Below are 25,072 nucleotides of genomic sequence, written 5' to 3' on the forward strand. Positions count from 1 at the left end.
AGAACTTAGGACTAAGAGAATGGGAATGTCCAGAGTGTGGAGCATTCCACGATAGAGATATCAATGCAAGTATCAATCTACTAAACTTAGCCATATAAATGGTAATCATAAGGGTTAGGAACTAGCCTAATAGCTTGGAGATACTGATAACAATAGTTATCTTGACCAAGAAGCCACCACTTCAAACATTACCGTAGGTAGTTAAGTGGATGGTAGTTCACTAGATAAAACTTATTATAGGGATAAATAAGTTGATAATCATGAGGGAGTGTATTATACACTCCCAATTTTTATTTTACAATTTATATTTAAAAATGATAAATTTATTACCATCCTTTTTTATATGTTTTAGCTTTATTTTTCTTGATGGGCTTCAATTTATTTACATGATTTCCAGTAAACATTATTAAAAATGCTGAAATTATTAGCATAAATAATATTACAAAAAAACAGTATGAAGTATTATACAAAGCAGATGGAGTATTATATTGAATAATCCCTAATCCAGCAGTTGTTGGATATAAATTTACTAAGAGTTCATGGCTAGAGGCGAAAGTTCCAATATATCCATAAAAAAATGTGAATATAACTCCAGCAAGAAAAATATTTTGTGAATGACTTGTTAGTATAATAACTGGCATAACTGCTATATAAAGGCAAAAATTCATAATAATAATTTGAATCATAGCTTTTATAGCAAGTGAGAATGTCATACCTGGAAAATTAGCAATAGTATTAACAACTATTACAAATAAAAAGCTTGTCAGACTTAAAAGTACTGTAAGTAGAGCAATAGTAAGTAATTTACCTATAAGTACTTCACGAAAAGTAATAGGAATTACCAAAATATTTTTAAGGGTATCATCAGTCTGTTCACGTGTAATAATATAACCAGCAATCAATGTAATAGTTGCAGGAAAAATCATAGTGCAATTAATCATTATTACAGAATTTACAAAGTATTCGAAGTCCCATAATACACTATCATTTGCTGTCGAAGTAAACCATGTTAAGAGAACAGATAGAGATATCATAACAATGCCTGACCATATAATAGAATATCGTTTTAATTTAAGCATTTCAGCCTTGATAATTTTTCCAATCATTTTTATTTCACTCTCCTGTTATAAATGCTAGCAATTAAAAAGGTAGATATTGCTGCAATCAATAAAATAGATGTAAATGTTTGTGTAAATGATGGTAGCAAAGCTTCTATTTCTGGAGACATTGGAGATACAATAAGTTTATCTGTTAACTCTCCTGAAGACCAAAGTAAAAATGAAGTAATAGGCATACATTGTAAAAATGTAGTCATACCAGATGACAAATTTGCTCCCAATATAAACAACATTGATAAATTAAATATGGAGTAGAAAAAGCAAATTAACACTGAAAAAATATATTGTAGACGCAATACAGAAAATAATTCCGAATATAAACAATATAGCCAATTTTGTAAGAACAAGCTTAGTAGCTGATATAGGAATTGTTTTTAAATTTTTAAAAGTATCATTATCTCTTTCTATAAAAAATAGCAAGGCTGAGATAATTCCCAAAATACAAGGTAGTAAAAAAGACATTCCATAACCTAAAATCATACTGTAAATATTGTCATAAGCTGACCTCAAATACATTTCACTTGTATTTTCAGACATTTGATTCATAATTATAATAGTAATTGGAATTGGAAATAAAAAAGCACTAATAATTGTAAATACAATAAACTTTTTACGTTTTAATTTCCAAAATTCACACTTTATTAATTTAAGCAATTCCAGCACCTCCAGTTACCTTTTTGAAATAATCTTCTAGTGTATCTTCGCAAGTATGAGCTTCTGATACATAGGCACCACTTTCCATAAAAGCTCTTGTTATTTTAGACACAGGTATGGTAGTTTCATATAAACGAATACTATTATTATCTTCAACTCTAAAATTATTTGTTTTGAAATCTTGTTCCAAAACTCGAGAAGCTTGTGCTGTATCTGTTACAATAAAATGAATATACTTTCTATTTTTTTGTTCTAATTCCTCTAAACTTTCTTCTTCCAAAAGTATACCATTATCTATAATGCCTATATCATCTGCTAGTAGAGCAATTTCAGAAAGAATATGGCTTGAAATTAAAATAGTTTTTCCTCTTTCTGTACAAAGGTCACGGATAAATGTTCTTACTTCTGATATACCTATAGGGTCAAGTCCGTTGATTGGTTCATCTAAAATTAATATTTCTGGGTCGTGCATTACCGCCAAAGCAATTGCAAGACTCTGTTTCATACCAAGAGAATATTTTGAAAATAGCTTTTTATCACGATAAGGTAATCCAACTAATTCTAATGTATGTTTGATTGCATTTCTGTTTGGTATACCTCTAAGTTCAGCAAAAAGTTTTAAATTTTCTGTACCTGTTAAATTTGGATAAAATCCAGGTGACTCTATAAGGCTACCAATACGTGGCAAGATTTTTTTACTGTTAGTGTAGATATTTTTACTAAAGATATGTACTTCTCCAGATGTTGGTTTTGTAAGACCTAAAAGCATTTTCATTACTGTGGTTTTTCCAGCACCATTTCTTCCAAGTAAGCCATAAATTCTACCTTTTCTTATATGCATATTTAAATTAGAGACACTTTTTTGATCCCCATATTGTTTTGTTAAGTTGGTTGTTTTGATTATAAAATCATTCATGTTATAAAAAACTCCCATTTGCATTATCAAATTTATATTGTATTTATTTATACATTTGATTATAACATTTGAACCTAGAGTTAACCTAGAATTGTAAATAAATCTGGATTTATAAATAAAAAAGCCCATACATCTGTAAGGACTTTGTAGAATACTTTATTTGAATAATGGAAACCACATACAAAATGAAGTCTTTTTATTTGGTTCACTTTGTACCATGATATTTCCTCCCATCTTCTGAACAAGGTGCTTAACTATAGAAAGTCCAAGACCACTACCTTTTTGAGATCGTGATTTATCACATTTGTAAAGACGGTCAAAAATATATGGAAGGTCCTGTTTTGAAATACCTTTACCGTTGTCATTAACTGTAACTGTTACATTTAAGTCTTGCAATACAATACTAATTTCGATATAACTTGCACTACTATGATAAATAACATTTTGAATTAAGTTATTTAATATTCTAGAATAAGCTTCAATATCAACACAAATAAAAGTTTGTTTTTCAGGAATATCAATATCATAATTCATATTATAATCTTCAAATATAGGTATCCAGTCTTTTAGAATATCACGAGTTAATTCTGATAGTTCAACTTTTTCAATAATAAAGATTTCGTCATTTGAATTAAGTTTAAACCATTCAAATATTTTGTCTATATATTCCTTCATATCATGTGATTTTGTTCTAGCTATTTCAATGTATTGTTCACGTTCTTCTCCAAGTACAAAGCCTTTTTGCGAAGCATCTAAGTATCCAATTAGAGTAGTTAGGGGTGTACGTACATCAATGAGATAGACTAGTCATTAGTTCCTTATTAGCCTGATTTGCTTTTTTTAGAAAAATAATTTGTTCACAGTAATTATGAACAATTTCATTAATCTTATAGCAGATAGAAGTCGTTATATCATTTGGAGAGGCAAGAATCTTATGATTATTATTGCCTTGAGAAATATCATCTAGAATCTCTACCACATTATTTAATCGATGTTTTATATTTAGAAGTTTTATAAATAGTAATATGGCAATAAATGTAGATATAATTGCAATTATTGAAACAACATCAGGATATAATTCAGTATTTATATTTTTCATAATTACACCTCACGATTAAAACGATAACCCATACCTTTTACCGTTTGAATATAACTTGGATTATCAGCATCAAAGTCAATCTTTTTTCTTAGTCGGCTTATATACCCCATGAGATTTGCATCATCATAAGCATACTGTTCTTTCCACACTTCTTCATAAATTTGTTTTTTTGTAAGTATTCTCCCTTGATTTTCTGCTAGGTACCTAAGTACTTCAAATTCTTTTATTGGAAGTTCTATTTGTTTTCCACTAACAGTCACAACACAATTATCTAAGTCAATAGATAATCCCTTAAAGGAAAGTATAGATGATTTTTCAGTATGAGAATGATTTAGAGTGGTATATCTGCGAATCAAGGATAAAACTCTAGCAATAAATTCATCAATGTTAAATGGTTTAGTCAAGTAATCATCAGCGCCAGAACGTAAACCATGAATCTTATCACTATTTTCAGTCTTAGAAGTCAGCATCAATACTGGGACAGAACTGATTTTACGTATTTTTTTAAGAATTTCAAATCCATCTAATTCTGGCATCATAACATCTAATACAATTAATTGAAAGTTATCATTTAAAACTGCATTTAAACCATCTTTACCACAATGGCAAGTATAAGCATGTATACTCTCTCTACTTACACATTTTTTGAGTAGCTCACAAAGTTCTATATCATCATCTATAATCAATATTTTGTTCATAACCTAAATCCTCCTTTAGTGATACATAAGATTCTATTAATTATAAATAGACTATAAATTTAAATTCAATTTGAATAATAATATATATATATTATACAAATATTTTTAATTTATTATATTTCTACATAGTTAAATAAGCAAGTGATTATATTTAAAATAAACAAGTAAACTTTAGCTTTAATACTTTTAAATAATATTATAATATATACTTAATAAAATATAAAAAAACTTTTTCAAAAATATAAAAATTATATTATATAAAATTGCAATAAGTATTAAAAATATAATTTTTTTTAACATATAATTGATTTTTTGACAACTGTTTATGTTTTTATGTGATTATGTTTTTAATAACTCGTCAAAATGCCAAACATATATTACAATAGAGATATAAGTTTTTTAATTGACAAACTGTATTAATAAAGTTGAATATAATATAGCATGAATATTTACTTTTGTTTATAAATGAAATGTATTTATTATGTAGAGAAAGTAAGTCGGTAAGTATAGACAATGACTGAAAAATAATAGCATTTATTGTTACAAGTATGGAGGAGTTAGTTTTATGGGAAATAAAATTTTAATAGTAGATGATGCTATTTTTATGAGAATGATGATTAAAGAAGCTCTGAGTAAAAGTGGGTACGATAATTTAGTAGAAGCAAGTGATGGAGAAGAAGCTTATAATATGTTTAAAGATGAAATGCCTGATTTGACACTACTTGATATTACAATGCCTAAAAAAGATGGTCTAGAGGTATTAAAGGAAATAAAAATGTTGGATTCAAATGCTAAAGTGGTGATGTGTTCTGCAATAGGGCAAGAAAATATGATTGTGGAAGCTGTAAAGCTTGGAGCACTAGATTTTATAGTAAAGCCATTTAAAACAGAAACATTGATTAAAGTTGTAAATAATGCCTTAAAATAAAGGCTGTAAATACACCTTTATATAGTAAAAATACATAAATGTAACAATAGAGGGAGGGGTTTATATTATAAATTATTCACAACTTGATGATGTCCATATAGATGCTCTTAGAGAAATTGGTAATATAGGCTCTGGGAATGCAATTACTGCACTTGCATCCATGATAAATAGTAAGATAGAAGTATTAATACCTATGGTCAAGATACTTGAATATAATGAAGCTACAAATTTACTTGGAGGTCCAGAAAACAAGGTTGTATGCATTTTACTTGATATGAAGGGCGATATTAATGGGATGTTTATGTTTTTGTTGGATGAATCAATCACTCAACTTATGCTTAACTCTCTTTTTAATAAAGATGAAGCTTTTTTAGACGAAATTACAGGTATTGAAATTTCTGCAATCAAAGAAATAGGCAATATTATGGCAAGTTCTTATGTAAATGCTATTGCATCTATGCTAAATATGAACATAAGTATTTCAGTTCCAGATATGTGTATTGATATGGTTGGAGCTGTGTTAAATGTCCCTATGATAAGATTTTCTGATGTTGGGGACAAAATTTTATTTATAGAAAATAAATTTAAAAATAGCGATAATTATTTTATTAGCCACATATTGATGATTCCAGAAATGGACTCGCTTAAAGAAATATTAGTAAGATTGGGATTAGCAGTATGAGTAGAGAGATAATAGTAAATATTGCAGATATGAAAATAGTGTATAAACCAAATGTTTTGGTTACTTATGCACTTGGCTCTTGTGTAGGAGTATGCTTGATAGATAAAATAGCGGGAATTGGTGGAATGTTACATGTTATGTTGCCATATAGTAAAGATGCTATTCACATTGAAAATAAATATAAATTTGCTGACACAGGAATAAATGAACTTATTAAGTCTATGGAGCATATAGGTGCAAATAGGACATATATAAAAGCAAAAATAGCTGGAGGAGCCCAGATGTTTTTAGGAAATAGTAATTCATCAATTGCAAGCATAGGCTATAGGAATGTTGAAGCAGTAAAAAAAACTCTTTTAAGCTTAAATATTCCTATAATAGCAGAAGATACAGGAATGAATTATGGAAGAACAATACGCTTTTATACTGAGACAGGCGATTTAATTGTAGACTCAATAAATAAAGGAAAAAAGAAAATATAGCTATATTTTTATGTAGAATATGTTTAAGGGGGAGGTATTAAATGAGATTTCCAGATGACCCATATTTAGGTTATGAGTTAGTCGATGAGGGGATTAAGTACATAAAATTTAAAGTAGATGGACAGAACTTTGGGATTGAACTTGAAAAAGTCATAGAGATTGTTGGGAATCAGGAAATCATATTTATTCCAGAACTCCCAACCTATTCAAAAGGAATAATAAATTTGAGGGGAAAAATTATCCCAATAATAGATATGCATTTAAGACTGAGGAAAAATAATTTAAATACTACTGATTATGTATATATAGTAATAGTTGAGCTGGAAAGTTTAGTAGTTGGATTTGTAGTTGATAAAGTTGAGGAGATAATAGGTTTAGAAGAAAATCAAATATCACCTCCACCAAGAGTTACTCTTGAATATTCAGATTATTTTGTAAGCGGTATTGGAGAGATAGACAATCAAATAATTGCCTTGTTAGATTTGGAGAAGCTTTTGACAGATGAAGAAGAACTTTTAATAGATGAATTGCTTTGTAAATACAATTGCACTATCATGTAACACATATATATAATTATAGTGGCATTGTAATTATATTATAATGGGAACATTTGGAACTATAGTGGTATAATTATTAAGTATAAGAATTTTAAATTATAAGAATTTGAATATATTATGTTTAAGAGAGGTTTGGATATGGAAAATAAGCAACAAGGAACAATTTTAGTCGTTGATGATAGTGTTCTAATGTGCGATTTAATAGATAAAACACTTACAAAAGATAATTTTAAAGTCATAAAAGCATTTAATGCAATAGAAGCAAAAGAGTGTATTAAAGATTGTACACCAGATATTATTCTGCTTGATATAATTTTACCAGACAACTCTGGGTTTGAATTGTGTAGAGAAATGAAATCTAATATTCGTACAGAAGACATACCTATAGTTTTTATAACTTCAAAAAATACAGACACAGATATAGTAAAGGGTTTTGGAGTAGGAGCGATAGACTATATGGTAAAACCTTTTAGTATGACAGAACTAAAAGCTCGTGTTATGGCTCACATTGAAGTTAAAAAATCTAAAGATAAATTAAGAAAAATAAATAATGAGCTGGAATCTTCTCTTGAAAAATTAAATAGATTAGTTGTAAGAGATTATCTTACAGGTCTTTATAATAGACGTCATATAATTAATCAGCTTATGGAACAAAGAAAAATTAATAGATATAGTCATGAAACAGTGTCTCTTATTCTTGGAGATATTGACGATTTTAAAGTTATTAATGATACTTATGGTCATGAAGCAGGAGATTTTGTGCTAACAGTAATCTCAAGTATAATTAAAAAGAATTGTAGACAAATTGATACTGTATCAAGATGGGGTGGAGAAGAATTTTTGATAATGCTCACTAATACTTCAATAGAAGGAGCAAAAATACTTTCAGAGAGAATTCGCAAAGAAATAAAGGAATTTGAATTTAACTATAAAGGAAATGAAATAAAATGTACTATTACATTAGGAGTAGTAGAGGTAAACTCAACTATATCATTAGAAGAAAATATATCCCTAGCAGATAAGGCAATGTACGAGGGTAAAAATCTAGGAAAAGATTGCAGTGTAGTAAGTACAATGAATGGACTACAGAAGATATAGATTGATATCTTGATAAACTTACTTTATAAAGGAGTATAGATATGAAAAGAGAAGTAAAGCTTTCCAAATTGGCAATAGTATTGCTAATTGTTATAGTACTAGCCGTTATGGCAGGAATTTTTTCTTCAATTTCATCTTATAGAGCATTTGAGAAAGTGGAAAAAAGTATCAATGACATGAACAATTTGAGAAATCAAAGTCAGTATATAAAAGACACAACTGGAGAAGTTTGTGACATGTTAAGAAGATACGTTTTTACAGGTGAAAAAAAGAATAAGGATGTCTATGAAAAAGAGCTATATGGAAAAACAAGAGAATCCGCTTTAAATAAACTTGAAAAAATTGGTCTTACAAAGACTGAGTCAAATAAAATTTTGGAAGCTAAAGAGATATCTGATTCTTTGGTACCAAAAGAACAAAGTGCTATAAATGCAGTTGAAAGTAATGACAAGAGCTTAGCTCAAAGCATAATTTTTAGTAGGGAATATGTAGAATCTCAAGAAAAAATGGATTCTTTAATAGATGAATTTCAAGAGGATGTAGTTACTCGTTCAAATGCTGAAATTGTGGAAGTCAAAAAAGAATTACAAAGTTTGATACTAAGAACGATATTTATACTCTCACTATTAATCATATTAACAATGATAGAATATACAGTAATAAAACTAAAGATAGTAATTCCTATTAATAAAGTAGAAAAACACTTTTCAAGAATTGCATCTGGGGATTTAAGAACAAGCATAGATGTTGAAGAAAGTAAATCTGAAATAGGAATGTTAGTAAGTTCTGTTAAAAAGATGCAAGATATGTTGTTAAATTATATAGACCTTATAGATAGTACATTGACTAGTATCGCAAAAGGGGATTTAAGAATAGACATAGAACAAGAATTTATAGGAGATTTTAAATCAATCAAAACATCATTAGAAAGTATAATAAATTCTTTTAATGATGATTTCTATGAAATAAATCTATCAGCTGAGCAAGTTGCAAGTGCATCAGAACAAGTATCAGCAGGCGCACAAGCTCTTTCACAGGGTGCTACTGAACAAGCTAGTTCAGTAGAAGAATTAGCCTCTACAATTAATGAAATATCTGATGGAATTAAGCAATGTGCAGATAGTGCTAGTCTTGCATGTGAAGTATCTGACCAATCAGCACTACAAGTTGGTTTTGGAAGTAGATGTATGGATGATATGATGACATCAATGGGGGAAATAAGTGAAAAATCAAATGAAATATCAAAGATAATCAAAACTATAGATGAGATAGCTTTTCAAACTAATATTCTTGCATTAAACGCAGCTGTTGAAGCAGCAAGAGCAGGTCAATATGGTAGAGGATTTGCAGTTGTTGCAGATGAAGTTAGGTCTTTGGCAGGAAAAAGTGCTAAAGCAGCTCAAAATACAGCAATTCTTATAGAAGAAGCTATTAAAACAGTGGAAAATGGTGTCAAAATTGCAGAAGAAACTGCAAAAGCATTAGACTTAGTTGTAAATGGTGTAGAAAAAACTACTAATTATATTAATGGAATTTCTTCATCTGTACATAGTCAAGAGATAGCAATTACACAGATTTTATCTGGAATAGAGCAAATTTCAATAGTAGTTCAAATGAACTCTGCAACAGCAGAGGAAAGTGCTGCAGCTTCAGAAGAAATGTCTGCTCAAGCGCAAATTTTAAAAGAATTAGTAGAAAAATTTCATCTAAAAGAAAGTGAGATAAGAAAATCATCGTGGATTTAGATTATAGAATATTATATATAATGAAAAATAGAAATTTATTTGTCGACTGTAGGTGATAAATATGAATTATATTGAACCAAGTATGAGACCAATGTTAGATATGTTTATCTTTGAGACAAGTCTATTACTCGAGCAATTAGATGAAATTATGATTCAGACAGAAAAAGAAAGAGTATTTAGCAACAGTAATATTAATGAAACTTTTAGAATTATGCATACAATAAAAGGCTCAGCTTCTATGATGGGTCTAGACAATATGTCTGCTTTAGCACACAGTGTAGAAGACCTATTTTATATTATACGTGAAAGAAAAATAGAGATTATAGATAATGATTTATTGTTTGATTTAGTTTTTCAAGCATTAGATTTTATAAAATCTGATGTTGGGAAACTACAATCAGGGGATTGTATAACTTCTGATTGCTCTAGCTTTATAAAAGATATTGAAGATTATGTAAGTACTCTAGAACTATCAAGTTCTACAAATTTACAAGATAAGTTGAACTTAGAAGACACATACGAAAAAGAAATAATTAATTTAAATTTTTCATATAAAGAAGGCTCAGACATAGTTAAAATAGTTTTTGAACAAGATTGTATGATGGAAAATGTAAGAGCCTTTATGCTTACATTTGAATTGCAAGATTACTGTGAATTTCTAGCATTTTATCCTGAGGATGTAGAAAAAAATACGGATACAGCAGAATATATTAAAAAATATGGATTTTATATACAATTTATCGCTAAAGATGATAAGAACATAATTTATAAAACAATAAAAGATAATCTATATGTAAAAGAGTATTTAAATGTTGATAAAGATGATATATATACAAGTGAAAAACAGGATAATATGTTGGCTAAAAAGCCAAAAACTAATTTAGAGATAAATTCCAAAGATGAAAATAATTTTGTAAAAGAAAAAAGTGTATTACAAGAAAATGTTTTAAATGAGGAAATTGACTTAGAGAAAGATGGTTTAATTGAAGAAAATGAGCATCTGCCAATAAGTAAACAAAATATTATGACTGTAAATTTAGAAAAACTAGATTTACTTCAAAATATAGTTGGAGAAATTGTAATCATGGAATCAATGGTTGTAAATAGTGTAGATTCTAAAGGTGTTGATATAGATAATTTCAATAAAGCAACAAGACAATTACATAAGCTTACAGATGAATTGCAGGATATAGTAATGTCAATGCGTATGGTTAAAAGTGCAGGTGTATTTCAAAAAATGCATAGAATTGTACGAGATATGAATAAAAAATTAGAAAAAAATGTTGAACTAATAACTATAGGAAATGAAACAGAAGTAGATAAAAATGTAATGGATAATTTAGCAGAACCATTTATGCATATTATAAGAAATGCTATGGACCATGCAATAGAGCCTGCTGATGAACGTATATCTAAAGGTAAAAAAGAAATAGGAACTATAATTTTATCTGCTGAAAATTTAGGTGGAGAAGCTGTCATAAGTATTTCAGATGATGGGAGAGGTCTCATGAAAGATAAGATTTTGGAAAAAGCTAAAGAACAAGGTCTTCTTAAACATCAAATTAATGAATATACTGATGATGAAATTAATTCTTTAATTATGACTCCAGGATTTTCTACAAAGGAATCTATAACTGAATTTTCTGGTAGAGGAGTAGGGATGGATATTGTTCGTAAAAGTATTGAAAAAGTCGGCGGTTCAATTGGTGTAAAAAGTACAAAAGATGAAGGAACAACATTTACTATAAAAATACCACTGACACTTTCTATAGTAGAAGGTATGGAGTTCAAAGTTGGAAACTCGATGTTTACTTTGCCAATATCATCAATAAGAAGTACATTTAAACTTGCAGATTTAAGCCAAGTAATTAAAGATGGAAGTGGGACAGAATTAATTACAATATATGGAGCATGTATTCCTATTATAAGATTACATAAAATATATGATATTCATACAGATATAACTGAATTAGTAAATGGGAATATGATAATCATAGAAAATGAGCATAAAGCAGTATGTATTTTTGTGGATGAAATAATAGGAACTCAACAGGTTGTAGTAAAGCCATTTCCAGTTTATTTTAACAGGTTTAATATGAAAAACAATGGCTTTTCAGGATGCACAATACTTGGTGATGGAAGTATAAGTCTGATTATAGATGCAGATAACATTATGGAAATATATTAGGGGATTTAAAGTATGTCTACAGATGAGATTATAAAACAAGTATTAACATTTTATGTTAATGATGTTATTTATGGAATAGAATTAGAAAATGTAATTGAGACTATAAGGTTTCAACCAATAACATATGTACCACGTCTTCCAAATTATATAAATGGAGTTATTAATTTGAGAGGAAGAATTATACCAGTTATTGATATGCATATTAGATACAATCTTCCTGAAGTTGATTATAATGAGAGAACATGTATAATAATTATAAAAATTGATGAGTATCAAGTTGGAATTATTGTAGATAAAGTTGTTGATGTTGTTCTTATAGATAACTTAAACTTACTAGAGACAACTATTTCTAACAACGTAAATATAAATAAAGTTATAAAAGAGATTGTAAAAGTTGGAGATAATTCTATACTAATTTTAGATATTCGAAAGTTTCTAATTGGCAGCATGTAATTAGATTTGACAAATTAGCAGGAGGAAGTTTTTGTATGATAAAACTTACTGATGAAGAATTTAAAATTCTTGTAAACTATATAAAAAAAGAGTATGGAATTGATTTAAGCAAAAAAAGGGTATTAATTGAAGGACGACTATATAATACAATGCGAGAGAGAAAGTTTAGTTCTTTTAGTCAATATATGAACCTATTATTTAGAGATAAGACAGGAAATGAAGCTATAAACTTAATAAATAGGTTGAGCACAAATCATACATTTTTTATGAGAGAACATCAGCATTTTGAGTATATGTATAATAATGTACTTCCTTTTTGGGAAGAAAATAATAAACTCAGAAACTTAAATATATGGAGTGCAGGTTGCTCCAGCGGAGAAGAAGCATATTCAATAGCTATGATTTTAGATGATTATTTTGGAAGTAAGAAAGATTTGTGGAATATTAAAATTATAGCCACAGATATTTCAATGAATTCACTTGAAAAAGCTAAAAGAGCTATATACACAGAAGCAAATGTTGATAATGTTCCAAAATTATGGAAGAAGAAATACTTCATAGATAATAAAGATGGTACATTTAAAGTTTGTGATAAGATTAGAAAAAGTGTATTTTTTAAACCATTCAATTTAATTGAAGATTTCTCACATCAACTTTTTGATTTGATTTTTTGTAGAAATGTTATGATTTATTTCGATTTAAAAACAAAAGAAGAGCTTATAAATAAATTTTATGATGTAACTAAAAAAGATGGATTTTTATTTGTAGGTCATGCAGAGATAGTAAATAGAAGAAATACAGAATACAACTATGTAAAACCTGCTGTTTATAAAAAATAGAATAATATTTTGGGTATATGATTTTGTGGGGGCGGTAATGTGGAAAATATTAATAACATGGTCATTGCTATAGGCGCATCTATAGGTGGTACAGAAGCAATACTTGAGATTATAAAAGACTTACCAAAATCTACACCAGGGGTTGTTGTGGCTCAACATATGCCAGCTATATTTACTGAGATGTATGCACAACGACTTGATAAGCAGTGTATTATGAATGTAAGAGAAGCTAAAAATAATGATAGAGTAGAGCAAGGAAATGTACTTATTGCACCTGGTGGATATCAAATGAAATTACATTTAGATAAAGATGGGTATTATGTAACTTGTGAAGAAGGTAAAAGAATAAGTGGACATTGTCCATCTGTAGATGTTTTATTTGATTCAGTAGCACAAGTAGCAGGTAAAAACTCAATAGGGATAATACTTACAGGAATGGGTTCAGATGGAGCAACTGGACTTTTGAAAATGAGAGAAAAAGGTTCATTTACAATTGGACAAGATAAAAACTCTTGCATTGTATACGGAATGCCAATGGTAGCGTTTGATAGAGGTTCTGTTGTAATCCAATTACCACTTGATAAAATTTCAAGTTGTCTGATAAGTCATCTTAATATTTGAAAAGCAAAAGATTAATTTTTATAAATAAAAATTAATCTTTTATTAAAATATATGGATAAAAAACCCTAGAAACTCCAAATATAATAAGAGAGATTTATATTTAGGAGGAAAATGATAAGATGAAATTTTTTAAAGTAAATACGAAAGCTAGAGTTTTAAGATATGTGTTTGTTTTATCCTTGACTATAATAGCTGTTTTAGCAATTAAACATGACTATAGATATAATAATTTAGGGAAAGATGCTTTACTTAATCTAAATAAAGATAAAGAAGCTGTAAGCGTTATGAGCAATCAATCATTGCCAAAAGATACTACAAATAGTAAACAAACTTTATCAGTAAGTACAATAGGAAGTAAAACAATAGTTAAAAATGATGAATATATAGAAAGCACTATAAATATGCCTATAATAACAAATTCAAATAAGATTGTTGAAAGGTCTACAAATGATAGAATAAAAAATGATATATTTGAATTTTATAACAAATCGTATAAAGAGGCAAAACAATACCTTAAAGATAATCCTGATGAAGAAAATAAATTTGTTGCAAATGTAGACTTTGAACTTAAAAAGAATACTGATTCTGCTCTTAGTATAAAGGTAAGATATTATACTTATAGTGGTGGAGCACATGGATATTATCAAGATATAGCTTATAATGTAGATATGAGAACAGGTAAGTTTTTAGAATTAATGGACTTATTTAAAGATAATGCTAAATATAAAGAAGTTATAGATGAGGAAATTAAACAACAAATAACTGATTTGGAAAAGAAAGATAAAGAAAATGTAGGAATATATAATTTTAAGGGTATAAAAGAAAATCAAAATTTTTATTTGCAAGATGATAACTTAGTTATATATTTTGATTTATATGATATAACTCCATATGCAGCGGGAATACCAGAATTTTCAATAAATAAAAAACTAATAAGCTATATGTTAAAATCGGAGTATGTAGATTTGTTTAATATGAAATAGGATTGTTTAATATGAAATATATTTATTTAATATGAAATAGAATTTGTATTAAAATGTTATGTTATAATATCTAGCATAGAAACTTATTAAAATTGGGGGTATGTAAAATGCTACTTTTAAAAAAAGACGACATAAAAAAAGTATTTACTATGAGAGATGCAATTGAGGCTGATAAAGAAGCTTTTAAAATTTATTGTGAAGGAAAAAGTGTAACTCCTTTGAGAACTAATATACCAGTTCCAAGTCAGGATGCTAGTATGTTATTTATGCCAGGATATGTAGAAGACTTAGGGTGCGCAGGAATAAAAATTGTATCTGTATTCCCTAAAAATGCTCAAAAAGGCAAACCAGTAATTCCAGCAACAGTATTATTATTAGATGGGGAGACTGGAGAAGTATGTGCTGCTTTAGATGGTACTTATATAACTCAGGTTCGTACTGGTGCAGCATCTGGTGCAGCTATAGATGTTTTGGCTAAAAAAGATTCTAAGATAGGGGCTTTAATAGGCTTAGGAGGACAAGGCGAGTCACAACTTGAAGCTATGTTAGAAGCTAGAAATTTAGATGAAGTAAGAGTTTTTAGTAGAAATAAAGAAAGTAGAGAAAAATTTGCAGAAGAGATGAACTTAAAGCTAAGCAAATATAATACTAAAATAGTTGCAGCTGAGTCATCTGATGAAGCTATAGATAATGCTGATGTAATAGTTTTAGCAACTACATCAAAAAAACCAGTATTTGATGGGAATTTAGTGAAAAAGGGAGCATTAGTAAGTGCTGTAGGTTCATACTTACCAGATATGCAAGAGATGTGCCCAACTTGTTTAATTAGAGCATCTAAGATATTTTTTGAATCAACAGATGCAGTTTTATCAGAATCAGGAGATATATTGATTCCTTTAGAAGAAGGTAAAATAAGTAAAGCTGATTTTAGTGGTGATTTAGGAAATGTTATAAACGGAACTATTTCTGGAAGAGAAAATGATGATGAAATAATTGTGTTTAAAAGTGTCGGAATAGGTGTACAAGATGTCGTAACAGCAAAAAGAATATATGATAAAGCAAAAGATAGAGGGATTGGAACAGACTGGCAATGGTAAAATTTTCAAAATAAACTTATAATTAGACAAAATTATGCTATAATATTAATAAATAAATTTTTTTATTCAATTAACTGAGGGAGGATATTTGTATGAAAATGGTAAAAAAATTAATCTTATCTTCTATTATGGCTTTAGTTTTAGTTCTAACTATAGGCTGTTCTAATGCAGAAGAAAAAGTAAAGTCGAATTTTGAAGCTAATTTAGCAGCACTAGAAATGTATAAATACGATGAAAAAGGTATTTCTGATGCCTTAACAGAAGCTGAATATAAACAAATTCAAACTTATAATAACACAGATAAAGTTTCAATGCTTGCTCAATTAACACCTCTTTATGGAAAAGAGAATGCTGAAAAGATATATGACACAATTGTTAAATTAATACAAGGTGTTGAAAAGACAGTAACAGTAGATTCTTCTAGTAAGGATAAGATAACTTTAAAAGTTGTAAGTAAAGCATTGGATACTAGTAAAGTAATGTCTGAGGCAAATGATTTAGTAAAATCATATGTAACTGATAAAAATAATTACAACAAAGCAGAAAAAGAAGTTCAAGACGATATGGCAAAAATGATTATCGACCTTTACAACAAAAAGCCAACTAAGGATGTTACAACTTCAATTACATATACCAAAAAAGATGGTAAATGGCAACCACCTAGCAATATACAAAAATTATGTGAAGGAATATATACAATTTAATTTATTTTAAAGACACTAAAACTATCTTTTAAACATATAATAAACTGTTTGGAAGATAGTTTATTTTATTATTTATTGAACACTACCTTTCAAATTTATTTGATATACTTGGCAGTTTTGACTATATAAAACTTTCAATACAATTATGCTATATCTTGATAAAACATGGTGAATAATTGTGTGTTATATAGTCGAAAATATGATATATTAATATTATATTATATGATAAAAGTTTATTTATATGCTTTTAGGGAGATTTTTTATATAAAATGAAAGGGGTGTTTTTTATGTTATCAAGGCAAGAATTAAAAAGAGTATCAAAAGCTCAGTTATCTGGAAACTGGGGAATATGTGCAATTAATATGGCAATATATATTGCGTTGATATTAGTTATATCATTTATAGGATTGCCTTTTGAGCCTTTAACTACTATCATAGTAGCTATAATAGGTTTTTTAGTTGCAGCAGGATTTACATGCATGTTTTTAAAGATTACTAAAGATAAAAAAGTCAAGATGGGAGATATCTTCGTAAATGGAAGAATTTATTTAAGAAGTTTTGGACTTTATATATTAGAATCAATTGCTGTTTATATTTATTCTTTTATAATCACAATTATAGGAGCATTTTTATCATTTGGAGTTTTACTTACTAGTGGAGCAATTGAATATCTATCAAGTAATAACGTTGGAGTAGGAACTGTAATTTCTACTGCTATAACTCTAGTTATTATAGTAATGGTGTTGATGTTGCCAGTTTATATATTGCTATTATACATTTCTCAAGCTGCTTTTTTAATATGTGAAGACAAAGATAATCTGGGTGTATTTAAAGCAATGGGTGCTAGTTTAGATATGATGAAGGGCAATGTACTTAAACTATTTATATTAAATCTTAGCTTTATAGGATGGTATATATTGACTATATTCACTTTAGGAATAGGTTTGTTATGGTTAATTCCATATATAGGAGTTACTAATTGTAATTTCTATAGAGAATTATTAAAAGATAATCCAGATGTAGAAGATATATTGCTAGATAAGGAAAAATCTTATTCTATGTATTAAGATAGTTTTATAGTTAAATAAAATAAAGCTTTATTTAGATATTAAAGTATAAGAATGACAAGACTGTCTTTTACAAGAACTATTTCTTTAAAAGACAGTTTTTGTTGTTAAAAAAATAAATGGTTGACATCACATAGACTACTGTGATAGTTTTTAATTATAATATTGACTATTGTGATAACCATATTTGAGGAGCGATTTTATATGGAAATAAAATTATTTGATTCAGAACTTAAAGTGATGGAAGTTCTATGGGAGATAGGAGAAAGTAAGGCAGGGGAATTAGTAAAAGTTTTAAAGGAAGAGACAGGATGGAATAGAAACACTACGTATACAGTTATAAAAAAATTAGTATCAAAAGGTGCAATAGAAAGAATTGAACCAAACTTTGTTTGTAAACCTTTAATAAGCAAAGAAGAAGTTCAAAAGCATGAAACAGAAAGCTTAATTAATAAAATGTTTGGAGGGTCTTCAGAAAAATTTCTTTCAGCTTTTATTAATAAAGAAAATCTCTCAAGTGATGAGATTACAAAACTTAAACAGATTGTTGAGAAATTAAAGTGAGGTAAGATTAATGTTCACTAAATTATTAGAAATGAGTGTTACTTCTGGAGTTTTAATTTTAATTGTTATTTTTATAAGAGCATGTTTGTTTAAAAAATTGCCTAAAAAGGTATTTGTATTATTATGGCTAGTTGTTCTGTTTAAACTTTTAGTACCAGTAAGTTTAAACTCTAGTTTTAGTATTTATAGCATTATTGAGTCAAATTTTGATGCCCAATTGGGAAATACGTCAGCCGTAAATTATTCAATTAAGAAAAATAATAATTTTATAAGCAAGAAAAATTTTGGAGATTCTAAGGCTTTATTTAATCTTGAGAATTTTACAGCATTGGAAATCTCAAGTATTTTAACGTTTGGAATTTCTATTATTTTTATTATGTTTTTATGCTTTAAGTATATCAGGACGATTAATCTTTTTAAAACTTCGATACATATAAAAAATCATGAATTTATTAAAAAGTGGGCATATGATAATAGGCGTCTTAGAAAATTTTTTGTTTGTATATCTGAATTTACTAAAACACCACTTACGACTGGTATTTTAAAACCAAATATCATTTTGCCAAAACAAATGGACTATAGCAATAACCAAACTCTAAACTTTGTCTTAACTCATGAATTGGTTCATATTAATAGGTTTGACAATATATTGAAGTTGTTTATGCTTGTAGCTCTTGCTGTACATTGGTTTAATCCTTTGGTTTGGGCGATGCTTTTTCTATTGAATAAAGATATAGAATTTAGTTGTGATGAAAAAGTAATGAGTATAGTTGGTGAAGAATATAGAGCTGATTATGCAACTGCGCTTATAAGTTTGGCAGAGGAACATAATACATTTCCAATGACACTTTATAATGGATTTGGAAAGACAAAGATAGAAGAAAGAATAGTCAATGTTATGAAGTTTAAAAAATCAACCTATATTACTTTTTTAGTTTCAGCTGTGTTAATTTGTGGAACTAGTGTTGTTTTCGCAACTGGGAATAAAGAAATTGATGAAGTTGAATCTTTTAATCTAATAGAAAATGAGGAAGGTAATAAAAATGACTTTTCAATAGGAGGTCAATCATTAAACATAGAAGCTAAAAAAAGTGATTCAGATATTTCAGTAACATTATCACAAAAAAGTAATGGAAGACTTGCGTTAAGTGCATCAGAATTATATAAAAAGCAGGAAATTAGTTCAGAGGTTAAGAGTGAAGAAGTTGATTCTAATATATCAAAGTATTCAATTGTAAAAAGAGATTCTGTTTATAATGATATATCTATAATGAAAAGTACGAAGATTTCAGAAGCTACAAAGACTTCAGAAACTAATAAAATACAATATAAAGCTTCTAAAAGTAACTAGATATATTATAAATAAAGATGAGTTGATAATTAGTGATACTATCTTAAAATAATTAAATTTATTTTGAGATAGTATTTTTTATTAAAAAATTTTATAGAAATACTTGACATAATGATGACTATTGTGATAGTCTAAAAGTGTAGTTAATAACTATTGCAATAGTCACTATGAACTACACTACCCAAATAAATCTCTAAGAAAGGAATGTGAGTTATGAAAATAAAAAAATCCCTTATAAGTGCAATGATGGTATCTGCTATGGTACTAGGAGGAACAGGAGCAGTATTTGCAAGTGGAAATGACGATGTATCTAATATTGAGTTATCTAAGTTTAAATCTCTAGTAGAATCAGGGGTAACTGAGCCTGCTGACTTAGAAAAATATGGAGTTGAGTATTATACTTATGAAGAGTATGCTAAGCATATTGAAGAGTTAAAAGCATATGCTAAAGACCATTCAGCAGTTAAAGATGTAAGTTCAAAAGACCTTGAAGATACAATTAAGACTATGGAAAAAGATTTAGAAAAGATAAAAACTGAAGGCTTAAAGATTATGAAACCTATCGTAATAGATAATGAAGATGGGACTCAATTGGCAGTTTCTTTATCTAGAGCTGCTATAGCTGAATAATTAATATTAAGTTTTTTAGTGATAAGTATCAAAAGTAGTTAAAAAACTAAATAAGCGTAATTAAACATAGCAAACAAGAATAAAAAAAGCAATAAATAAACAATAACAAAAGACTTAAAGTCTACATGAAGATAGAGAAGTAAAAAATAAACAAATTAAATAATATAAAAGTAAATCTAGTCAAAGTAAAAGTATTAAACCCAGTTTGTAATGTTAACATTTTTTATATGTATTAATAAATGTTAACATTACTTTTTTTATTTAGAATAGGGATTTTTACTAAAAAACTTTATAGAAATACTTGACATAAAAGTGACTATTGTGATAGTCTAAAAGTGTAGTTAATAACTATTGCAATAGTCATTGGAAGCTACACTACCCAAATAAATCTCTAAGAAAGGAAGATGAGTTATGAAGATAAAAAAATCCCTTATAAGTACAATGATGGCCTCTGCTATAGTATTAGGAGGAACAGGAGCAGTATTTGCAGATGGAAGTAGTGATGTATCTAATATTACATTAGAGAAGTTTGATTCTCTAATAAAATCAGGAATAACTGAGCCTGCTGACTTAGAAAAATATGGAGTTGAGTATTACACTTATGAAGAGTATACTAAGCGTATTGAAGAGTTAAAAGCATATGCTAAAGACACTACACAAGTTAAAGATGTAAGTTCACAAGACCTTGAAAATACAATTAAGAGTATGGAAAAAGATTTAGAAAAGATAAAAAGTGAAGGTTTAAAGATTATGAAACCTATTAGAATAGATAATGGAAATGGATTGATAAGTTTCTGTGGTCGTTAAATAATTAAATGATACAAAAGTAAATTTAGTCAAAGTAAGAAGTATTAATTCAGCTTGTAATGTTAACTTTTTTTAATGTATGTTAAGAAATGTTAACATTACTTTTTTTTGTTTGGAATAATATTGGAAATATTGTGAAAATTCTAAAGAAAGTTAAATGCTAGTTATTAAATTCATTAAAATTTAAAGAAAATATCCAAATGGGTATTTTAAAAGCGGGTTTAAAAAAACCAAGATTATTGGCATGAAAATTGCTTAGTAAATAAAATAAGAACAATATTATAAATTTATGGATTCATATTATTATTTACTATCAATATTTAAACTTTATTGATAATAAATTATATAGTTGATAGCTTCTAAAATGTATCACTAACAAATACACTAAGTTATCAAAAAGGTATTATTTCTAAGGAGGGGAAAGGCATGAAACAATTGCTTACAGGAAATGAGGCAGTAGCACGTGGTGCTTATGAAGCAGGCATATCTTATGCAGCTGCTTATCCAGGAACACCAAGTACTGAAATATTGGAAAATATAGCACTATATAAAGATGACATAATTGCAGAGTGGGCACCAAATGAGAAAGTAGCAGTAGAGTCAGCAATAGGAGCGTCTATTGCAGGAGGTAGGGCTATCGCAGCTATGAAGCATGTTGGAGTAAATGTTGCTGCAGACCCAATATTTACATATGCATATATGGGAGTAAATGGTGCAATGATTATTATATCTGGAGATGACCCTGGAATGCACTCATCACAAAATGAACAAGATAATAGACATTATGCTAAATTTGCAAAGATAGCTATGATAGAACCAAGTAACAGTCAAGAATGCAAGGATATGATAAAGGCTGCTGTTGAGATAAGTGAAAAATATGATACAACAGTTTTATTTAGAATGGTGACGAGAATATGTCATAGTAAAGGAATTGTCGAGTTAGGAGAAAAAGAAGAAACAGTTGTAAAAAAATATGAAAGAAATCTTTCTAAGTTTGATGCTATTCCAGCAACTTCAAGAGCATTGAGAATTAAACTTGAAGATAGATTAAAAAAGCTTGAAGAGTTTTCTAATGAAACTGACTTAAACTTTATAGAATGGAATGATAAGAAAATAGGCGTGATAACTTCAGGAGCTTCCTATGAGTATGCTAAAGATGTGTTTGGAGATACTGTATCATATTTAAAATTAGGATTTACATATCCTCTTCCAACAAAGAAGATAAGAGATTTTGCAGAACAAGTAGAAACTGTTTGTGTAATTGAAGAATTAGAACCTTATATAGAAGAACATCTTAAAGAAAATAACATACCATGTATTGGAAAAGAAAAGATACCTAATATAGGTGAGTTAAATCCAGATATTATAGCGCAATCAATTTTAGGAGAAAAAAGAAAATTAATAGAATATAGCCAAGAAAAAATAGTTGGTAGGCCTCCAACATTATGTGCAGGATGTCCACACAGAGGATTTTTCTATGAACTAGGAAAGGTTAAAAATGTACTTATAAGTGGAGATATAGGATGTTATGGTTTAGGAGGAGCAGAGCCTTTAAATGCTAAAGATACTTGTATATGTATGGGAGGAGGGCCAGGTGTAGCTCATGGAGCGCAAAAGATATTTACTAAAAATAATATTAACATGAGAACTATATCTACAATAGGAGATTCAACATTCTTCCATACAGGAATAAATGGTCTAATAGATATAATCTACAACAAAAGTAATACTGTAACATGTATTCTTGATAATAGAATTACTGGAATGACTGGTCATCAAGAAAATCCTGGAACTGGATTTTCATTACAAGGTGATGTTACTGAAATGATGGACATTGAGACTATAGTAAAAGCTTTGGGTTGTAAAAACGTAAAAGTAGTTAATCCTAACATGTTGAATGAAGTTAAAGAAGCGTTAAATTGGGCTTTGTCAATTGATGAACCTTCAGTAATAATCACTAGATGGCCATGTGCATTAAAAAAATTTACAGAAGATGATAAGCAAAGATTTGACCTTACACCATCAATTTGTAGCGTAGATGATGAGAAGTGTATTGGATGTAAGAAATGTCTTACAACGGGATGTCCTGCTTTGAGATTTGATAAATCTAAAAAGAAATCAAGTATAAATCAAGCTCAATGTGTAGGTTGTAAAGTATGTGCACAAGTATGTCCAGTAAATGCTATAAAAAAGGTTGGTGAAAAATAATGAAAAAGGTTAAAAATGTATTGCTATCAGGAGTAGGAGGTCAAGGTACTGTTTTAGCAAGTAAAATACTTTCTGCAGGGCTTATAGATGCTGGATATGATGTTAAGATGTCAGAAGTTCATGGTATGGCTCAAAGGGGTGGAAGCGTAACAACACAAGTTAGATATGGAGAAAAAGTACATTCTCCTATACTTGGAAAAGGAGATGTTGATGTATTAGTTTCATTTGAGACTATGGAGGCTTTAAGATATCTTGATTTCCTTAAACCTGATGGCAAATTAGTAGTAAATGATTATGAAATGCCTTCAGCACCAATTTTAACAGGAAGAGTGGATTATCCTGAAAATATAATAGACGATATTAAAGTAAAAGTGGATGTAACAGTGATAAAGGCAGTTGATATTGCCAGAGGTCTTGGAAATGAGAAGGTGATGAATGTAGTACTTTTAGGAGCATTGATTAAGGCTTTACAGCTAGAAAATGACATAGATTGGGAAAAGATAGTGTCACAACAGGTTAAGCCTAAGTTTATAGAAATTAATATAAAAGCTTTAAGAGAAGGAATGAATGTTTAGAAAATAAAAATTACAGATAAAAAACTATATAAAGAGTTAGAAAAAATAATTATATATAATATACAAAGGGTTAGGAATGAATACCTAAATAAGCAATATTTAATAAATATATTTATATAGAGATAACAATAAAATAAATACTTGAAAGGAAGGAGAGCTATTTAGATTATTAAATAGTATTTATAATATGAAAAAAGGCGATTTTATATGGAGTGGAGTTCTTATTTGTCTTATTGCTATTTTAGTGATACCAAGTAGTAGAGCGGTATTTATGGAAGCAACAGGTGCACATCCATATATTGGAGGTTTTTTCAAGTTTGCTGTGTTAGCAACAATGGGAGACTTACTTGGTGCTAGAATTTTGCATAAAGACTGGAAAATACCAGTAGGAATTTTTTACAGAGCTGTAGTTTGGGGAATTATAGGTGTAATTACAACATATGCTATGTCAATTTACTCAGCAGGTGTAAGGCAAGCACAAGTAGATGGTATGCTTCCATTTGAAGGAATAGCTTTTGCAAATGCTCTATTTAAGAGTGCAACTATGAATATATTAATGTCACCAACTGTATTTTTATTCCATAAGGTTATGGATTGTCTTATAGATAAAAAATACGAAGTTGGAAAGGGCGTTAAGGTAGCTCTTAAAGATGTAGTAAATGTTGTAGACTGGAATGCCTATCTTGGTTTTAGTGTTTTGAAAACTATACCATTTTTCTGGATACCATGTCATACAATTGTATTCTTATTCCCTGCTGAATATAGAGTAATTGCCTCTGCTTTTGCATCTATAGCTCTAGGATTAATTTTAGCATTAGCCAATAAATCTAAAGCTGTAAATTAATATTATTAATAAAGTTAGAATTGTTAAGTTAAAATTATTGATTGCTGTTTTTAAGAAGCTTAAAATCCCCCATTTAAGAGTTTTAAAGTTCTAAAATAATAAGTTATAACTACAAAAAATGGCTGTTGGGACTATTATGATTATAGGTTAAAAAAACTTATAAC

27 protein-coding genes and 1 pseudogene are annotated in these 25,072 nt (G+C 28.5%); 23 read left to right on the forward strand and 5 right to left on the reverse strand.

Annotated features, from left to right (window positions below):
• Positions 1 to 98, forward strand: a 98-nt coding sequence (locus KGF48_RS08340) for a zinc ribbon domain-containing protein (RefSeq protein ID WP_227867942.1), incomplete at its 5' end; no start/stop codon positions are given.
• Positions 99 to 326: 228 nt separating this feature from the next.
• On the opposite strand, the gene KGF48_RS08345 is transcribed toward KGF48_RS08340, so the two are convergent.
• A complete protein-coding gene (locus KGF48_RS08345) occupies positions 327 to 1,106 on the reverse strand; it encodes an ABC transporter permease (protein ID WP_227839690.1) in 780 nt (259 codons plus the stop codon).
• Between the two features lie 24 nt (positions 1,107 to 1,130).
• On the opposite strand from KGF48_RS08345, the gene KGF48_RS08350 reads away from it, so the two are divergent.
• A complete protein-coding gene (locus KGF48_RS08350; RefSeq protein WP_227839691.1) occupies positions 1,131 to 1,373 on the forward strand; it encodes a hypothetical protein in 243 nt (80 codons plus the stop codon).
• Here the strand turns inward: KGF48_RS08350 and KGF48_RS08355 are convergent.
• From KGF48_RS08355 to KGF48_RS08370, 4 genes and pseudogenes are all read right to left on the reverse strand, one after another.
• The gene (locus tag KGF48_RS08355; protein WP_227867920.1) at positions 1,359 to 1,772 is read right to left on the reverse strand and encodes an ABC transporter permease; all 414 of its coding nucleotides are present in this window, start codon (positions 1,770 to 1,772) and stop codon (positions 1,359 to 1,361) included. The two genes, KGF48_RS08350 and KGF48_RS08355, sit on opposite strands and share 15 nt — an antisense overlap.
• Positions 1,765 to 2,688 carry an ABC transporter ATP-binding protein gene (locus KGF48_RS08360; protein ID WP_227867921.1) on the reverse strand — a complete coding sequence of 308 codons (924 nt, stop codon included), beginning with the start codon at positions 2,686 to 2,688 and terminating at the stop codon, positions 1,765 to 1,767. Before KGF48_RS08360 ends, KGF48_RS08355 begins: the two co-directional genes overlap by 8 nt.
• A gap of 156 nt (positions 2,689 to 2,844) precedes the next feature.
• Positions 2,845 to 3,787: pseudogene (locus KGF48_RS08365) on the reverse strand (sensor histidine kinase).
• 2 nt (positions 3,788 to 3,789) lie between these two features.
• Positions 3,790 to 4,485, reverse strand: a complete 696-nt coding sequence (locus tag KGF48_RS08370) for a response regulator transcription factor (RefSeq protein WP_227839694.1) — start codon at positions 4,483 to 4,485, stop codon at positions 3,790 to 3,792.
• Positions 4,486 to 5,050: 565 nt separating this feature from the next.
• Here KGF48_RS08370 and KGF48_RS08375 point away from each other — a divergent pair.
• The 21 genes from KGF48_RS08375 to KGF48_RS08475 all read left to right on the forward strand — a co-directional run bounded on the left by KGF48_RS08375 (position 5,051) and on the right by KGF48_RS08475 (position 24,908).
• Positions 5,051 to 5,413 carry a response regulator gene (locus KGF48_RS08375; protein ID WP_227839695.1) on the forward strand — a complete coding sequence of 121 codons (363 nt, stop codon included), beginning with the start codon at positions 5,051 to 5,053 and terminating at the stop codon, positions 5,411 to 5,413.
• Between the two features lie 97 nt (positions 5,414 to 5,510).
• Complete coding sequence (locus tag KGF48_RS20625; protein ID WP_227839715.1) at positions 5,511 to 6,095, forward strand: chemotaxis protein CheC; 585 nt, start codon at positions 5,511 to 5,513, stop codon at positions 6,093 to 6,095.
• The gene (locus tag KGF48_RS08385) at positions 6,092 to 6,577 is read left to right on the forward strand and encodes a chemotaxis protein CheD (RefSeq protein WP_227829996.1); all 486 of its coding nucleotides are present in this window, start codon (positions 6,092 to 6,094) and stop codon (positions 6,575 to 6,577) included. The genes KGF48_RS20625 and KGF48_RS08385 overlap by 4 nt, the downstream gene beginning before the upstream one ends.
• Positions 6,578 to 6,618: 41 nt before the next feature.
• On the forward strand, positions 6,619 to 7,137 hold the full coding sequence (locus KGF48_RS08390) for a chemotaxis protein CheW (protein WP_227839696.1): 519 nt from the start codon (positions 6,619 to 6,621) through the stop codon (positions 7,135 to 7,137).
• 135 nt (positions 7,138 to 7,272) lie between these two features.
• Complete coding sequence (locus tag KGF48_RS08395; RefSeq protein WP_227839697.1) at positions 7,273 to 8,232, forward strand: diguanylate cyclase; 960 nt, start codon at positions 7,273 to 7,275, stop codon at positions 8,230 to 8,232.
• Between the two features lie 41 nt (positions 8,233 to 8,273).
• A complete protein-coding gene (locus KGF48_RS08400; RefSeq protein ID WP_227867922.1) occupies positions 8,274 to 9,977 on the forward strand; it encodes a methyl-accepting chemotaxis protein in 1,704 nt (567 codons plus the stop codon).
• A gap of 61 nt (positions 9,978 to 10,038) precedes the next feature.
• On the forward strand, positions 10,039 to 12,165 hold the full coding sequence (locus KGF48_RS08405; protein ID WP_227867923.1) for a chemotaxis protein CheA: 2,127 nt from the start codon (positions 10,039 to 10,041) through the stop codon (positions 12,163 to 12,165).
• Positions 12,166 to 12,177: 12 nt separating this feature from the next.
• Positions 12,178 to 12,618 (forward strand): chemotaxis protein CheW, encoded by a 441-nt coding sequence (locus KGF48_RS08410; RefSeq protein WP_227839700.1) that lies wholly within the window; start codon positions 12,178 to 12,180, stop codon positions 12,616 to 12,618.
• A gap of 35 nt (positions 12,619 to 12,653) precedes the next feature.
• Positions 12,654 to 13,457, forward strand: a complete 804-nt coding sequence (locus KGF48_RS08415) for a CheR family methyltransferase (RefSeq protein WP_227839701.1) — start codon at positions 12,654 to 12,656, stop codon at positions 13,455 to 13,457.
• Between the two features lie 39 nt (positions 13,458 to 13,496).
• Complete coding sequence (locus KGF48_RS08420) at positions 13,497 to 14,078, forward strand: CheB methylesterase domain-containing protein (protein ID WP_227839702.1); 582 nt, start codon at positions 13,497 to 13,499, stop codon at positions 14,076 to 14,078.
• Positions 14,079 to 14,197: 119 nt separating this feature from the next.
• Positions 14,198 to 15,061: a DUF3298 and DUF4163 domain-containing protein gene (locus KGF48_RS08425; protein WP_227839703.1), complete on the forward strand. Its 864-nt coding sequence runs from the start codon at positions 14,198 to 14,200 to the stop codon at positions 15,059 to 15,061.
• A gap of 107 nt (positions 15,062 to 15,168) precedes the next feature.
• Positions 15,169 to 16,158, forward strand: coding sequence for an ornithine cyclodeaminase family protein (locus KGF48_RS08430; protein WP_227839704.1), 990 nt, complete (start codon positions 15,169 to 15,171; stop codon positions 16,156 to 16,158).
• A gap of 92 nt (positions 16,159 to 16,250) precedes the next feature.
• On the forward strand, positions 16,251 to 16,862 hold the full coding sequence (locus KGF48_RS08435) for a hypothetical protein (RefSeq protein WP_227433627.1): 612 nt from the start codon (positions 16,251 to 16,253) through the stop codon (positions 16,860 to 16,862).
• Between the two features lie 287 nt (positions 16,863 to 17,149).
• Positions 17,150 to 17,929, forward strand: a complete 780-nt coding sequence (locus tag KGF48_RS08440) for a DUF975 family protein (RefSeq protein ID WP_227839705.1) — start codon at positions 17,150 to 17,152, stop codon at positions 17,927 to 17,929.
• A gap of 204 nt (positions 17,930 to 18,133) precedes the next feature.
• Positions 18,134 to 18,493, forward strand: a complete 360-nt coding sequence (locus KGF48_RS08445) for a BlaI/MecI/CopY family transcriptional regulator (RefSeq protein WP_227839706.1) — start codon at positions 18,134 to 18,136, stop codon at positions 18,491 to 18,493.
• Positions 18,494 to 18,503: 10 nt separating this feature from the next.
• Entirely contained in the window at positions 18,504 to 19,844 is a 1,341-nt protein-coding gene (locus tag KGF48_RS08450; RefSeq protein WP_227839707.1) for a M56 family metallopeptidase, read from the forward strand.
• Between the two features lie 213 nt (positions 19,845 to 20,057).
• Complete coding sequence (locus tag KGF48_RS08455; RefSeq protein WP_227867924.1) at positions 20,058 to 20,474, forward strand: hypothetical protein; 417 nt, start codon at positions 20,058 to 20,060, stop codon at positions 20,472 to 20,474.
• Between the two features lie 411 nt (positions 20,475 to 20,885).
• Entirely contained in the window at positions 20,886 to 21,281 is a 396-nt protein-coding gene (locus KGF48_RS08460; protein WP_227839709.1) for a hypothetical protein, read from the forward strand.
• Between the two features lie 426 nt (positions 21,282 to 21,707).
• Positions 21,708 to 23,489: an indolepyruvate ferredoxin oxidoreductase subunit alpha gene (gene iorA / locus KGF48_RS08465; RefSeq protein ID WP_227839710.1), complete on the forward strand. Its 1,782-nt coding sequence runs from the start codon at positions 21,708 to 21,710 to the stop codon at positions 23,487 to 23,489.
• On the forward strand, positions 23,489 to 24,064 hold the full coding sequence (locus KGF48_RS08470; protein WP_227867925.1) for an indolepyruvate oxidoreductase subunit beta: 576 nt from the start codon (positions 23,489 to 23,491) through the stop codon (positions 24,062 to 24,064). The genes iorA and KGF48_RS08470 overlap by 1 nt, the downstream gene beginning before the upstream one ends.
• A gap of 187 nt (positions 24,065 to 24,251) precedes the next feature.
• Complete coding sequence (locus tag KGF48_RS08475) at positions 24,252 to 24,908, forward strand: hypothetical protein (protein ID WP_227867926.1); 657 nt, start codon at positions 24,252 to 24,254, stop codon at positions 24,906 to 24,908.
• The last annotated feature ends 164 nt before the right edge of the window (positions 24,909 to 25,072 follow it).

The organism is Clostridioides sp. ZZV15-6388, from assembly GCF_020657755.1.
Taxonomy (GTDB): domain Bacteria; phylum Bacillota; class Clostridia; order Peptostreptococcales; family Peptostreptococcaceae; genus Clostridioides.